This window comes from Plantactinospora sp. GCM10030261 (assembly GCF_042666615.1).
GTDB lineage: Bacteria > Actinomycetota > Actinomycetes > Mycobacteriales > Micromonosporaceae > KBS50.
This window is the reverse complement of the sequence record NZ_JBHTDD010000011.1, coordinates 122,142-135,370: the sequence shown is the minus strand read 5'-3', so window position 1 is coordinate 135,370 and position 13,229 is coordinate 122,142. Positions and strand designations below refer to the sequence as shown.

The window sequence follows — 13,229 nt, the reverse complement described above, 5'->3', positions numbered from 1 at the left end:
TCCCTCTATCGTTTATCGGCGATTTACGATTGAAGTGTAACGGGTGCCGTCGCGGCGAGGTGAACCGTCGCGACAACGAGACGGGCGATCGCGCCAAGGGTGGCGGAATCGACCTTGTCAGGGCTGTCCGCGGGGCTGTGGTAGCCACCCATACCCGCACCGATCCCCACCGCGGCGAACCCGGCACCGCCGTAGCGGCGGTTGTCCGATGCCACCGGGCCCGCCATCAGGGGCATCCCGGTGTGGCGCCCGGCCTGGTCGAGCACGGCGAGGAGGAAGTGGGCAGGGCCACCGGCCTCAACCGCGGCAGCGCCCTCCAGGCGGCCGGCACCGTCGACGTTGACGACCAGAGGTGTGGCGCCCGCGGCGCGGAGTTGACTCGCGTGGTGGGCGGAGCCCAGAGCACCAACCTCCTCCCCGTCGAGCAACGCGACGGACAGCCCTACGCCGGCTGGCAGCGCGGTGGCGAGAACGCGGGCCGCCTCGAGGACCACGGCGACGCCGGTGGCGTTGTCCGAGGCGCCAGGCAGGCGGAGCCCGGGGTGGTCGCCAACACCGTCGTAATGGGCGGTCAGGAGCACACTGACACCACCCGCGACGGGTCGCCGGATTCGGGCGTGGATGTTGGCGCCGGTCACGTCAGCACGGCGCAGCGGCGCGGCACCGGCCAGCCAGCCGTCATTGGCGGTGGCGGCGGTGAGCACCGCGTGGTGGGTGTCCGGGTCGAGGGTCAGCACCGGAAGTGGCCCCGGGTCCGGGGCGGCAAGCATGGTGAACTGCCAGCCCTCGGCGTCAACCGGGCGGCGGACCAGCAAGCCGACCGCGTCGCGGATATCACGATGGGCGTCGAACAGGCTCATCTCGGCCGGCACGGCCAACCACCGCCCGGCCGGGTCATCCCTGCCGCCCGCGACGCCGAGGATGCCACGATGGCTGTCGGACGTGTCGGCAGAAGCCGGGTGAATCGCGACCTGCCGCCCGAACACCAACTCCTCGGTGCCGCGCCGATCGCCCCAGGTGATCGTCGGCCTCTCGTACACCTGCGGTACGGCGCGGACGGGGAACTCCTCGGTGTGGACGCCGGCGCTGAGCGCGGTGAGCTGGTCGACGAGCCAATCGCGGGCCACCGCCGCACCGGCCGAGCCGACACGCCGCCCTGCCATGCGGTCCGAGGCAAGGGTGCTGACGGTGGCGGCCATCCGGTCGGCACCGACCCGCTCGAGCAGGTCAGGAAGGTCGCTTGGGGTGGTCATGCACAACATCCCTGCCCGGCGGCGATGGCGTCAGCCTTCGCCTCGGTGCCACAGCACGAGTCAGCCGCCACAGCGACCTGCCGGCTACCGCAGCACGGGTCACCGCTGACGTTCTCACCAGCCGGCGGAAGGATCCCGCCGACAGCTTGGGCGGGGCTGCCACAGCAGGCGCCGGAGCCCGTGACCCGCAGCGCCGCGGCGGGGTCGCCGGTGAAGCCGCCGGCGCCGGAAGTGTTCTTGCTCATGTCGATCCTCTCGTTGACAAGGGCTGATCGGCTCGCCAGACATCTGTCTTGACGTCTGTCGAATCAGAGGCTTCCACACTGATTAGAGGAATGTCAACCTAGACGGGTGTCGAAGCAACAGGCGCCTCATCCCGTGATCGATCTCAACGCCGACGCGCCGTGCTGCCCGCCACCTCGCCGCGCCGCTGTCGATCGAGCCGCTGCTCGCGGCTCCGCGAAGTCGATTGACGCCGGATCTCCCCCGGGGAGATCGCCCACACCCTCGACATGGCGACGAACCTGGTCGCCCACCACGTCCGGGTCCCCACCGACGCGGACCTGGTCGTCAAAGGCCGCTCCGAGGGTGACCGCCGCCGCACCCACCTGCGCCTACGAACCGAAACGCTGGCGGCCCTCGCCACCCCGCAGCTGACCGGTGTGGGTCGGGTGGTGTTCGTCTGCACCCACAACTCAGCCCGCTCGCAACTGGCGGCCGCGCTGTGGAAGCAGCGCACCCGCCGCGAAGTCGCCTCCGCCGGCACGAAGCCGGCGATCCGGGTCCATCCTCGCGCCGTAGCCGTGGCTCACCGCCACCACCTCGACCTCGACCCAACCAATACCGCCCACGTCACCGACGTCGTGCGTGGTGACGACCTGGTGATCGCTGTCTGCGACAACGCCCACGAAGAACTGACCGGACCGGTCCGCCCCCGCCTGCACTGGTCCGTCCCGGACCCGGTCCGCGTGGACACCGACGAGGCGTTCGAAGCTGCCTACGCCGATCTCGCCGACCGCGTCGACCGGCTCGCCCCCGCTGTGCTGCCCGGAGGTCCCCGATGACCGACATCAACGGCCAGCCACGCCAGGAGATCACCCTCGACCAGCAGGTCGCGCTGCACACCGCCGCCACCCGGCTCGCCGAGCAGTTCGACGGCATCTACGGCACCGAAACCATCGAACGGTTCCTGCACAGCAGCTACGAGCAGTTCGCCACCGCCGCCAGCATCGCGAACCACCTGCCACTACTCGCCGAGCGGTTCGCCCGCCAGCGCCTGCGCGCCCTGGCCCGTGTCGAGGGTCACCACCGTGATGGCCGGCCGGTCGTGCTGTTTCTGTGCACCCACAACGCCGGCCGTTCCCAGATGGCCCTGGGCTTCTTCACCCACCTGGCCGGCGACCGAGCGATCGCCTGGTCGGGCGGCAGCGAACCCGGCATCGCGATCAACCCCTCCGCGATCGCGGCAATGGCCGAACGCGGCATCGACATATCGGGCGAGTTCCCCAAGCCGTGGACCGACGAGGTGATCCGCGCCGCCGACGTCGTGGTCACGATGGGCTGCGGCGACGCCTGCCCCGTTTTCCCGGCACCCGCTACGAGAACTGGACCGTCGCCGACCCGGCCGGCCTTGGCTTGACCGAGGTGCGGGCGATCCGCGACGAGATCGAGCGCCGCGTCCGTCGCCTGCTGCATCAGCTCGGCGTTTCGGCGTCATGACCAGGCTCGTTCCCAACCACCCAAGCAGGGGCGCCCTCGCTCGACGCGCACGGGCCAGCATCGACAATCCACGGGAGTGTCCATGAGCACCGCCACCAGAGCCGACTCCACCGCACAGGTGGTAGCGCGCCTGTCGCGCCTCGACCGGTTCCTGCCGGTGTGGATCGGCCTGGCCATGATCGTCGGACTGCTGCTCGGTCGAGCCGTTCCCGGGCTGGGCGCGGCCCTCGACACCGTCAAGATCGGGGGATATCGCTGCCCATCGCCCTCGGCCTGCTGGTCATGATGTATCCGGTCCTGGCCAAGGTGCGCTACGACCGCCTCGACGCGGTCACCGGCGACCGGCGCCTGCTGGCCTCCTCGCTGGTCCTCAACTGGATCGTCGGCCCCGCCCTCATGTTCGCCCTGGCCTGGGTCTTCCTGGCCGACCAGCCGGAATACCGCACCGGCCTGATCATCGTCGGTCTGGCCCGCTGCATCGCCATGGTCATCATCTGGAACGACCTCGCCTGCGGCGACCGGGAGGCCGCCGCCGTCCTCGTCGCCCTCAACTCCGTCTTCCAGGTCCTCGCCTTCGGCCTGCTCGGCTGGTTCTACCTCTCGGTGCTGCCGGGCTGGCTCGGCCTGGACGGCGCCGCTGGAGGTTTCGGGCTGGGACATCGCCGGTAACGTGCTTGTCTTCCTCGGCATCCCGCTGCTCGCTGGTTACCTCTCCCGCCGCTTCGGCGAGCAGACCAAGGGCCGCGACTGGTACGAGCAGCAGATTCTGCCCAAGGTCGGACCCGTCGCCCTGTACGGCCTGCTGTTCACCATCGTCATCCTGTTCGCCCTCCAGGGCGAAGCCATCACCGACCGACCGGTCGACGTGGCCCGGATCACCCTGCCGCTGCTGGTCTACTTCGCCCTCATGTGGGCCGGGTCCTACCTGCTCGGCCGGGCCATCGGTCTGACCTACGCACGCACCACCACCCTGGCCTTCACCGCGGCCGGCAACAACTTCGAACTGGCCATCGCGGTCGCGATCGGCACCTTCGGCATCGCCTCCGGCCAGGCCCTCGCCGGCGTCGTCGGCCCGCTGATCGAGGTGCCCGTTCTCGTCGGCCTGGTCTACGTGTCCTTGTGGGCCCGTCGTCGGTTGTTCCCCACTCCCGGGCCTCGGCCGTGACCTGCCTCGACGGCGGGTCCGACGCCGTCATGGGCACCACATGTGCCGCGGCCTGCGACAACCACCTGACCTTGGAGATCCCGTTGCCCGACAAGCCCAGCGTCCTGTTCGTCTGCGTCCACAACGCCGGCCGATCCCAAATGGCGGCTGGCTGGCTACGGCACCTCGCCGGCGACACCGTCGAAGTCCGCTCCGCCGGCTCCGCCCCCGCCGACACCGTCAACCCCGCCGCCGTCGAAGCCATGGCCGAGGTCGGCATCGACATCACCGATCAGACTCCCAAACTGCTCGAGTACGCCACGGCCCGATCGTCGGACGTCATCGTCACCATGGGCTGCGGCGACGCCTGCCCCGTCTTTCCCGGCAAGCGCTACGAGGACTGGAAACTCGAAGACCCCGCGGGCAAAGGAGTCGAGGCCGTCCGCCCGATCCGCGACGAGATCCGCACTCGCGTGGAGAGGCTCCTCACGCAGCTACGCCGCACCGCCTGACGGCACCATCGTCCGCGGTGTGCGCCAACCTGGCGCCACTCGTGACCGGGGCAGCCGGTCCGGGTCTGCCGCGGAGGGCTCGTCGCCGGCCGGGCCAGTGCCACACCGGGTCACCCTCGATTGCTGCGGCACGTCGCCGGGGCCTCGGCGGCTACGGCAACTCGTGCAGGCGAGAGGCGATATCGGCGACGGTTGCTTTCGCTGTCCGGCCGGCACCCACAAGCGTGGCTGAGGCTGGCCCCGTCCAATCCCCGTAGCCGAGCAGGTAGAGGCGAGGCTCGTCCACCGACCGAGTGCCCTGTACGGCCGCCTCCCCCCGTCGCCAGCGTGGCAGCAGCGGCGCGAGGTGATTGAGATCGGGTTGGAAACCCGTACACCAGATCACGGCGTCACAAGGCTCCTCGGTGCCCGCGGTGGTTCGGGTCATCGTCGTTGTGCTTTTCGCAGGAACTCGAGGACCACGGCTTCGCCCCGGTGGTCTCCGGCCCTGCGGAAGAGGCGTGCTGCCCGCCGGTTCACCACGATGGCCTCGTCCAACTGACGCGTGTCCACGAGTGCGCCACCAAGGCAGAGCAGTGCCTCACGCTCTCCCTCGTGGTCGCCTATCTGCTGGCAGGTCGCGAGAGCTTTCCGGATGACGGGCAGACTCTCCGCCGGCCGGTTCAGGCCCAAGAGGGCCTGGATGACATGGAACAGGGCCCTGATCTCGAGGGTGCGGTCGCCAATCGCGCGGAAAAGGTCGGCGGCGCGCCTGGTCGGTGCCAGCGCCTCCGCATCGCGCCCCACCCGGATCAGGGCGAGACCGAGGTTGGTAAGCGTCGCGGCTTCGTTCGCGGACATGCCCAGTTCCTGGAAGGCCGACGCTGCCGCTCGGTAGGCATCGATGGCCTCCTCGTGTCGTCCCGATGCGGTGCGACTCTCGGCGAGCTGGCCCAGGGCGTCGGCGTGGGTGTTCAGTGCCTGACCTTCCAGAGCGCGCAGCTTCTGACCATCAGTGCCCGGTCCACGTAACCCGCGAATCAGCATCACCGCCCGCTGGCTGACGGTGCTCGCTTCCTCGGCCTGTCCGGTCGCCAGGAGGGCGGGACCGAGGTTGAGCAGTGCCGCGGTTTCGGTGGCGTGGTGCTCGATCTTCCGGCCAAGCGCGGCCGCGCGTCGGCCGGCCTCGATGGCCGCCGGGTACTGCCGCAGCTTCATCTGGCAGTAGGCGAGGTTGACAAGTGCCTGACCCTCGGCCAGGTGGTCACCCGTCTCGCGGCACACCAGGGCAGCCTGTCCGGCGGCATCGGCGGCATCGGGGACACGGCCGAGTTGGTCGAGTAGTTCGCCGAGGTCGTGCAATGCCTTCGCGACGCCACGGGTATCGCCGGCCTGGCCTGCTGCCGCGGCCGTCCGCCGTGCCACGACCTCGGCCTCCTCGATACGACCCAACCCGCCGAGAGCCGCGCGGACCCGTCCCAAGGCGAAGCTTTCGTGACCGTGGTCGCCGACCTCCCGAAACAGGTCGGCGGAGCGTCGCCCGACAGTGATGGCGTCCGCGAACCGGGCCAGCTCGACGAACCCTGCCGCCGCACCGGCAAGGGCTCGGGCTTCGCCCGAGCGATTCCCGAGTTTCCGGCCAAGCTCCGCGCAGCGTTGGTAGGCCTCGATCGATTCGGCCAGCCGACGCCGGGACAGCAGCGCGGTCGCGAGCTGAAACAGCGCGTCGTGTTCGTGTGCCGTGTCGTCGACCGCACGCCATGCCGCCACGGCCCGCTGGTACGCGTCGATGGCTTCGCCGGTCCGGTTGAGCTGGGTCAGTGCCTGGCCAACGTTGGCCAGCGCCATCGCCTCGCCGTGCGTCTCGTTCCGATCGGCAAGCTCGGCGAAGATCGACGCGGCGTGGCGTGACTGCGTGACACTGTCCTCAAGGTCGCCCAACGCCAGCAGAGCCGCGCCCAGGTGGGCGAGCGCCCAGGCTTCGTGCGGACGAGCAGTGGCGCTGTGGCAGGCGGCCAGCACCCGCCTACTGACCTCCACGGCGTCGGCGTAACGGCCCGATCGGCACAGGATGTCGCACGCCGTCAGCAACCCCTTCCGGCACCGGTCCCCGTCACCGGCCGCCTCGAACAGCTCCGCCGCCCGCCAACAGGCGCGGGCCGCGTCGGCCGACCGGTCCGCCGCGGCGTACGCCCGGCCCAGCTCGACGTAGGCGTCAGCCTCCAGCCAGGGCCTGGCACTGTCCTCGTACTCGCCTCTGCCGATCCGCCGATACGCGTCGGTCGCCTGTTCGAGGACGGTGATGGCCTCGGTGATCCGCCCGGTCCCGAGCAGGGCCGAGCCGAGATTGAACAGGGGTCGTCCGCTCAGGGGTTCCCCGGTCAGTTCTCGCTGGATCACGAGGCTCCGTTCGCCGGCCGCGACGGCTTCGTCGTACCGCCCCGCGGCAAGCAGCGCGCTGCTGAGATTGCTCAGGGCTGCGGCTACTTCCAGTCCCTCGTCACCGTCCCGACGGAAGATCTCCGTCGCGCGCGCACAGGCTGCCACAGCCTCGTCGTGGCGGCCGGTTGCGGTCAGATTGATGCTGAGGTTGTTCAGTGCCGCGGCCTCGCCTGTGGGGTTGTTCAGGTCCCGGTACAGGTCGGCGGCACGCCGGCCGGCCTCGACGATGTCGGGATGCCCACGCGACCCGGACGCCCACACACAGAACTTCAGCAGCATGTCCGCTTCGTTCTCCCGGTCACCGGCCTGGCGATACAGCGCCGCGAGCCGACGAGTGAGGCGTACTTGTTCGGGTCCGGATGACTGGATGACGCGGTCGGCCGCGACGTGGGTGTCGATGGCTTCGCGATAGGCGACCAGCGCCTCGTCGGCCCGCCCGAGCTGGGACACGATGTCGCCCAGGGCTCCCAGTGACGCCGCCAGCCGGCGCTGATCGGGCACGGAGCCACCATCGGCCAGTTGACGAGCGAGCAGGACGGCTTCTTCAACCCAGACGACCGACTCGTCCGTACGATTCACCGTGCGGAGCACGCGACCAAGGTTCGTCAGCCACACCACCAGATTCGGCAGGTGCGCGCGAGGATTGGCCGCGGCCAGGCGCCGGTACACCTCGACCGCCTCGGCCTGGGTCGCCGCCGCACGTTCCCGGAGCCCTTGGTCGAGTTGCGCCGAGGCGAGGTTGTTCAACGACGTCCCCAGCAGGTCGAGATACCGACCGGGACTGGCGGCGGCCATCCGTCGACCCCACATGACAGCCTCGTCCGCGGCGGCCACCGCATCGGCCACCCGGCGCAGGTCATAGAGCAGACCCGCCAGGTTGGTGAGCACGACGGCAAGATCGTAACCGTGGCGGTCGGGATCGGCGTCGGCCAACTCACGGCGGATCCGCACCGCCTCGTCGACCGCTCGCAGTGCCGCCTCCGTGTCCCCGCTCTCGGCGAGTTGCGTACCCAGCCCGGTCAACGACAGTGCCAGGGCGTCGCGCCGCCTCGGCTCTTTGTCGACCACCTCGCGGTGGATCCTGACTGCCTCGCGAGCCTGGGCGATGGCCTCCGACAGGCGTCCGTGTCGGCTCAACGCGTTTGCCAGGTTGTGCAGGGATATCGCCAGGTTGGTGCGGTGGTGTTCGTCGCCGGGTAGCTGTCGGTAGAGTCGCGTCGCCTCCATGTGGGCGGTCAGGGCCGTTGTGTGCTCGCCGGCGTTGCTGCGACGGTCGCCCAACTCCATGTGCAGCATGGCCCGCCGCTCCACGTCGGTAGTCTCCGCCAGGTACCGCGTGGTCAGCCGTTCCACCACGTCGAGGACGCCGGTGTCGAGGTCGGCGTGGCTGCCCTCGGGGAGCAGCGACTCGATGGCCTTCAGGACCGCCAGCAGTTCGGGTCCGATGTCGTCCTCGTGAGCGCCGATGGTGGCGATGGCGGTCAACGCCACGCTGCCACCGTCGAGCGCCACCTGGGGGTGGACGGACAGCAGCGGATAGAGGACGTTCGTGCCGAGATGTGGCCAGCGGTCGGTCGCCGAGGCCAGGAAGGTGAGCGCGCGAGGCGCGTGGCCAGCCGTGTCCGCAGCCGTCAGCAGCGTGTCCGCGACGCCGGTCGCCCAGGCGTGGGCGGGGAAGCCGGTCACCGGGTGGCCGGGCACCAGCAGCGCCAGGAAGTCCTCCGCGAGCCGGTCCGGGACCATCGGTTCCAGCGCCATGGCGGGATCGGCGGGCGGGTAGCAGACGGCTTGGTCGGTTAGTGTGCTGGCGGCGTTGACCTGCGGCATCAGCCTGGCAAGGATACGTTCGGCCGTGGGACGAGTGGTGGAACCGGTGAGGATGGCGGTGAACACGGCGCGCGCCATGTCGGTCTCGGACGTGTGGTAGTCGAGGCCACGATCGGCGTTCTCGTACAGCTGTCGCCAGTTCTCGTACTCGCGGTCCAGGAGATAGGCGCTGAGACCCACCATGTCGCTGGGTGACGGTCGACCACGAGCAGCGGCATCGACCGCGACCAACGCGGCCATGTGGACCGCCAGCGTCAACCCGAAGGCTGCGGTCCGGAGCGCCTGCGGCGCGGCGATCGCCGAGGGCTCCGGCGCCTGCGGGTAGTGGCGGGCGAAAAAGTCCCGCGCCGTGGTGTACATCCGGTCCCGCGCCGGATCGTTGCCCGGGAGGGGCGGCAGGAACTGGTCGGACACCTCGACGTCACGCCCGAGTTTGCGAAACTTGTCCCGCAGCGCCGGCCAGAGACTCACCGACCTGCCGATCAGCAGTACGCGTACTCTGCGGCGGCCGGGTTCGGACAACAGGCTGTTCTGTATCAGCCAGCTCAGCTCTGTGACCGGCCATCGGTCGGCGTAGTCGACCAGAACCAGCACCCCGACCGACCGGTTCCCCAACCGGAGATCCTGACTGCCGGCGGTCGGCGGATGGGTGTCCGTGCCGTGGACGGCGTCCACGACCTGCCAACCGGCCCGGTGGGAATCACGAGCCAGTTGCCCGGCCAGCCGGGTCTTTCCCTGACCACCTTCGCCGTGCAGCCAGCGCGCCGCGAACCGCGGCGGGTCCGTGTCCCGCCAGGCGATCAGGTCGGCCAGTTCGGCGTCCCGACCGGTGAACGGGACGATTTCGGCACGAGGGTCGAGCATCCGGCTGGGCTGCTGGCGCAACCATGTCGTGTTCGGTTGCGGCGGATCGCGATGCTCGAACAACAGGTAGACCGGGGTACCGTTGCCGAAAATGTGGATGTCCGCGCCAACGCAGCCATAGGCGAACCCGTTGACGGCCCGCACCACCTGACGCTCAACCGGCTCCGCACCAGGTTCGGCATCGCTGGGGACGTTCAGATTCACCAGGTGCCTTCGGCGGATGACGATGCCCGATCGGGTTCCGGGGCCGCGTACCGATGAAGGATGATCTGGCTGCCCGGTCCCTGCGCGCCGACGGCGAAACCACCGTCACGCGCCTCGATGTGCTGGATCCATCGCTGTGGGATCGGCGGGAGTTGTTGGCTGATCTCGTCCAGCAGCGTCCGTAGCTCGTCCTCGGCTTCCGGGTTGTCACGGAGCAGGTCTTCGATGTCCTCCCGCCACCGGGTGACCTGGGCATCTCGGACCACGTGGGGCTCGGCTGCATCGTGGACCCGGGCCGCGCTGCGCTCCAGCCGAGCCTCGATCTCGTCTCGGGCAGCGCCGTGGCGCCGAAACAGTCTCGCGATTTCGCTCTTCGTGGTCTGCCAGATGCTGGTCGCCATTGCCGCGACAATCGTGGTCGCGGCAGTCATCGCCAAAGTCATGTCCGGATCCGGCATCACATCTCCTTCCCCACTCTGACCGGTGCGCACCTCATCCTCAGGGACGGTACAGACCCTGGTCCAATATTTATTGAGGGTTGTAAACAGAAGGAATGGCGGGCGTATCCGCGCGAACTCCCATAATCTCGCGCGCCCACGGGAACCGGCCGGGGACGCCACCGACGCACGCTCGATGAGGAGCCGGCGCTGACAGTGTCTAGAGTCTCCGTCGTGACTGACACCCAGACCGACATCGACGAGCGCGTTGTCGAGGCGTGGGCGCGGGTCGAGGCTGGCCTGAGGCGCGTCCTGCCGGCATCGCTACGGCAGCTTACGGCTCCGGCCACAGAGCGGGAGATCGACGCGGTGGAGGCCGCGTTGGCCGTGCCGCTGCCACCCGACTTCCGCGCCAGTCTCCGCGTCCACAACGGAACCGACCCGGGCCCGACGTTGCCACCGCCTGACCCCAGCCCGGTGCCGCTGACCCAGCTGTACGACACCAGCAAGATCATCGAGATGACGCGGATGTGGCGCGACAACCATCACCCGGAGCCGGACTGGGACGACCCCCAGGTCTGGGCGCACCTGGTCGATACGGAGATGCTCTCCCTCAACGGACCGGTGCGACCGATCGTCGGCTCGCCAGGCGCGGTGGTCGTGGGCGACATGAACGGGGATGTGTGGTGGCTGCTCGACTGTGACCCGGCGCCGGGGGGAACGCCAGGACAGGTGGTTCGGGTCGATATCGAATGCGCCTCCTGGGACGTGCTGGCTCCGTCCTGGACTCGACTGCTTGTCCGCTACGCCGAGGATCTCGAACAGTTCGCGACCGACCCCGACACATCGTCCCTGGAGATCGATGCCCACCACGGACCCGCCTCCGAGTGGGGGTGCGCGGCGTCGGCATCGTCGGGAACGCGTCCGGCGTGGCTCCGGAACGTTCAACCTCGCAGCCCACACTCCTGATCACAGCCGGGCGGCGGGGGGGCTCGTACGATTGCCACGGGCTTCGTGGATCGCGCTAAGGGAGGGACCATGGGCAAAGGGATCTATGTGCAGGAACTGCTAGGAATCGGCAAACGGTACGACGTCGACCTGGGCAGCCACACCCAACGGATCTCGATCGTGGTACGCCGGGATGGCATTCGTGACCTGTACGTCTTCGCCGAGGGGGCGGACGATCCGGTGGCGGTCATCGAGATGTCGGAGGAGCAGGCACGCAAGGTGGGCGCGCTGCTGGCCGGCACGTACTTCTCCGAATAACCCGCCTTCCCGTTGGTCCCGGCCAGTCCCAGGAGTCCCCCGCCGTGCACGCTGACCTCGTAGGCTTCGGTGCCCTCATCCTGATCGCGGGGCTGCTCGCCCGCTTCGGTCGCCGGATCAACCTGCCCACCGTGCCGTTCTTCATGCTCGCCGGCATCCTGCTCGGGCCGGGCACCCCCGGGCCGGTGCTGGTCGCCCATCCCGAGGATCTGAGCCTGCTCGCCTCGCTCGGCCTGGTCCTGCTGTTGTTCCACCTGGGCGTCGAGTTCCCGGTCGAGCAGGTGCTCGGCAGCGGCAAGCGGCTCTTCGTCGCGGCCGGCTGCTACATCCTGCTCAACATGGGCGCCGGGCTGATCTTCGGGCTCGCGCTCGGCTGGGGCGGCTACGAGGCGTTCGTCATCGCCGGCGCGCTCGGCATCTCCTCGTCGGCCATCGTCACCAAACTGCTTATCGAGCTACGTCGACTGGCCAACGCGGAAACCCCGGTCATCCTGGGCATCATCGTGATCGAGGACATCTTCCTCGCGCTGTACCTGGCGCTGCTGTCGCCGCTGCTGTCCGGCGCCGGCTCGGCCGGAGAGTTGACGCTGCGCATCGGACTCAGTTTCGCCTACCTGGTCGCGCTCTTCGCCGTCGCGCGCTATGGTGCCCGGCTGGTCGGCAAGGTGATCGACAGCAACGAGGACGAACTACTCGCCGTCCTCATGGTCGGCCTGGTGGTGCTCGTCGCCGGGGTCTCGGCAGAGATCGGTGTCTCCGACGCCATCGGTGCGCTGATGATCGGCCTGGTGATCGCCCGCACTCCCATCCGCGAACGGGTCGAACGCCTCGTTCTTCCGCTGCGCGACGTCTTCGCCGCGGTGTTCTTCGTGGTCTTCGGGCTGAGTATCAACGTCGGCGCGATCGGTTCGGTGGCACTGCCGGTGCTGGTGGCGGTCCTGCTCACCGTGTTGACAAACGTGGTCGCCGGGCTGATCGCCGGCCGGTTGTTCGGCCTCAACCAGCGCGGCGCGGCGAACGTGGGGCTGACGGTCCTGGGCCGCGGCGAGTTCTCGCTGATCCTCGCCACGCTCGCCATCGCCGCCGGCCTGGACGCCCGGATCGGCCCGTTCATCGCCCTGTACGTGCTGGTCCTGGCCGTGGTCAGCCCGCTGCTCGCGGCGAACTCCCGCTACCTCGCCCGGATCATCCCGGACCGGCTGCTGCACCCGAGTTGGCGGTACGTGCGGGAGGAGACGATCAGCACCGCCTGCACCCACCTGGACCGGATCCACATCACCGAATCCGACGCCGAGGCGTGCCCGCAGTGCCTGGACAGCGGGGACGACTGGGTGCAGCTACGGCTCTGCCTGACCTGCGGCGCGGTGGGCTGTTGCAGCGACTCGGCCAACAACCACGCCGAGGAGCACCAGCGGCAGACCGGCCATCCGCTGATCCGGTCGCTGGAGCCGGGCGAGGACTGGCGCTACTGCTACGTCGACGGCGCCCTGGTCCGCGAGCCCATGGGCGCCAGCCGATCGTGAACCGGCGTGCGGAGCCGGGGTTGACCTCAACCGCGCTTGAGGTATTAGCCTCCGCCGGG

Annotated in this window: 11 protein-coding genes and 1 pseudogene; 7 read left to right on the top strand and 5 right to left on the bottom strand. The window is 69.4% G+C overall.

Going from position 1 to position 13,229, the window contains the following annotated elements; all coding sequences use genetic code 11:
• Nucleotides 1–23: 23 nt before the first annotated feature.
• A complete protein-coding gene (locus ACFQUZ_RS15615) occupies nt 24–1,253 on the bottom strand; it encodes a M28 family metallopeptidase (RefSeq protein WP_377442661.1) in 1,230 nt (409 codons plus the stop codon).
• On the bottom strand, nt 1,250–1,498 hold the full coding sequence (locus ACFQUZ_RS15610; protein ID WP_377442659.1) for a hypothetical protein: 249 nt from the start codon (nt 1,496–1,498) through the stop codon (nt 1,250–1,252). Before ACFQUZ_RS15610 ends, ACFQUZ_RS15615 begins: the two co-directional genes overlap by 4 nt.
• A gap of 267 nt (nt 1,499–1,765) precedes the next feature.
• Here ACFQUZ_RS15610 and ACFQUZ_RS15605 point away from each other — a divergent pair, with 267 nt between their 5' ends.
• The 4 genes and pseudogenes from ACFQUZ_RS15605 to ACFQUZ_RS15590 all read left to right on the top strand — a co-directional run bounded on the left by ACFQUZ_RS15605 (nt 1,766) and on the right by ACFQUZ_RS15590 (nt 4,628).
• Nucleotides 1,766–2,317, top strand: a complete 552-nt coding sequence (locus tag ACFQUZ_RS15605) for a low molecular weight phosphatase family protein (RefSeq protein ID WP_377442657.1) — start codon at nt 1,766–1,768, stop codon at nt 2,315–2,317.
• A complete protein-coding gene (locus ACFQUZ_RS15600; RefSeq protein WP_377442655.1) occupies nt 2,314–2,892 on the top strand; it encodes an arsenate reductase ArsC in 579 nt (192 codons plus the stop codon). The genes ACFQUZ_RS15605 and ACFQUZ_RS15600 overlap by 4 nt, the downstream gene beginning before the upstream one ends.
• A gap of 162 nt (nt 2,893–3,054) precedes the next feature.
• Nucleotides 3,055–4,137 (top strand): annotated as a pseudogene (arsB, locus tag ACFQUZ_RS15595) (ACR3 family arsenite efflux transporter).
• A gap of 83 nt (nt 4,138–4,220) precedes the next feature.
• Nucleotides 4,221–4,628: an arsenate reductase ArsC gene (locus tag ACFQUZ_RS15590; RefSeq protein ID WP_377442653.1), complete on the top strand. Its 408-nt coding sequence runs from the start codon at nt 4,221–4,223 to the stop codon at nt 4,626–4,628.
• A 151-nt stretch (nt 4,629–4,779) separates the two neighbouring features.
• Here the strand turns inward: ACFQUZ_RS15590 and ACFQUZ_RS15585 are convergent, their stop codons facing one another.
• From ACFQUZ_RS15585 to ACFQUZ_RS15575, 3 genes are read right to left on the bottom strand one after another with little or no spacing between them, the layout of a single operon-like run.
• Complete coding sequence (locus ACFQUZ_RS15585; RefSeq protein ID WP_377442651.1) at nt 4,780–5,055, bottom strand: hypothetical protein; 276 nt, start codon at nt 5,053–5,055, stop codon at nt 4,780–4,782.
• Entirely contained in the window at nt 5,052–9,944 is a 4,893-nt protein-coding gene (locus ACFQUZ_RS15580) for a tetratricopeptide repeat protein (RefSeq protein ID WP_377442649.1), read from the bottom strand. Before ACFQUZ_RS15580 ends, ACFQUZ_RS15585 begins: the two co-directional genes overlap by 4 nt.
• Entirely contained in the window at nt 9,941–10,402 is a 462-nt protein-coding gene (locus ACFQUZ_RS15575; protein WP_377442647.1) for a hypothetical protein, read from the bottom strand. The genes ACFQUZ_RS15580 and ACFQUZ_RS15575 overlap by 4 nt, the downstream gene beginning before the upstream one ends.
• Before the next feature lie 213 nt (nt 10,403–10,615).
• Between ACFQUZ_RS15575 and ACFQUZ_RS15570 the strand changes: the two genes are divergently transcribed.
• The 3 genes from ACFQUZ_RS15570 (at nt 10,616) to ACFQUZ_RS15560 (ending at nt 13,170) form a co-directional block, all read left to right on the top strand.
• Nucleotides 10,616–11,350, top strand: coding sequence for an SMI1/KNR4 family protein (locus tag ACFQUZ_RS15570; protein ID WP_377442645.1), 735 nt, complete (start codon nt 10,616–10,618; stop codon nt 11,348–11,350).
• 69 nt (nt 11,351–11,419) lie between these two features.
• Nucleotides 11,420–11,647, top strand: a complete 228-nt coding sequence (locus ACFQUZ_RS15565) for a potassium transporter TrkA (protein WP_377442643.1) — start codon at nt 11,420–11,422, stop codon at nt 11,645–11,647.
• Between the two features lie 44 nt (nt 11,648–11,691).
• Entirely contained in the window at nt 11,692–13,170 is a 1,479-nt protein-coding gene (locus ACFQUZ_RS15560) for a cation:proton antiporter (RefSeq protein ID WP_377442641.1), read from the top strand.
• Nucleotides 13,171–13,229 lie beyond the last annotated feature (59 nt).

Excerpts from the sequence above, each read along its gene's own strand:
- ACFQUZ_RS15615 (WP_377442661.1), bottom strand. The coding sequence starts at position 1,253 with ATGACCACCCCAAGCGACCTTCCTGACCTGCTCGAGCGGGTCGGTGCC.
- ACFQUZ_RS15610 (WP_377442659.1), bottom strand. The coding sequence starts at position 1,498 with ATGAGCAAGAACACTTCCGGCGCCGGCGGCTTCACCGGCGACCCCGCC.
- ACFQUZ_RS15605 (WP_377442657.1), top strand. The coding sequence starts at position 1,766 with ATGGCGACGAACCTGGTCGCCCACCACGTCCGGGTCCCCACCGACGCG.
- ACFQUZ_RS15600 (WP_377442655.1), top strand. The coding sequence starts at position 2,314 with ATGACCGACATCAACGGCCAGCCACGCCAGGAGATCACCCTCGACCAG.
- ACFQUZ_RS15585 (WP_377442651.1), bottom strand. The coding sequence starts at position 5,055 with ATGACCCGAACCACCGCGGGCACCGAGGAGCCTTGTGACGCCGTGATC.
- ACFQUZ_RS15575 (WP_377442647.1), bottom strand. The coding sequence starts at position 10,402 with ATGCCGGATCCGGACATGACTTTGGCGATGACTGCCGCGACCACGATT.
- ACFQUZ_RS15565 (WP_377442643.1), top strand. The coding sequence starts at position 11,420 with ATGGGCAAAGGGATCTATGTGCAGGAACTGCTAGGAATCGGCAAACGG.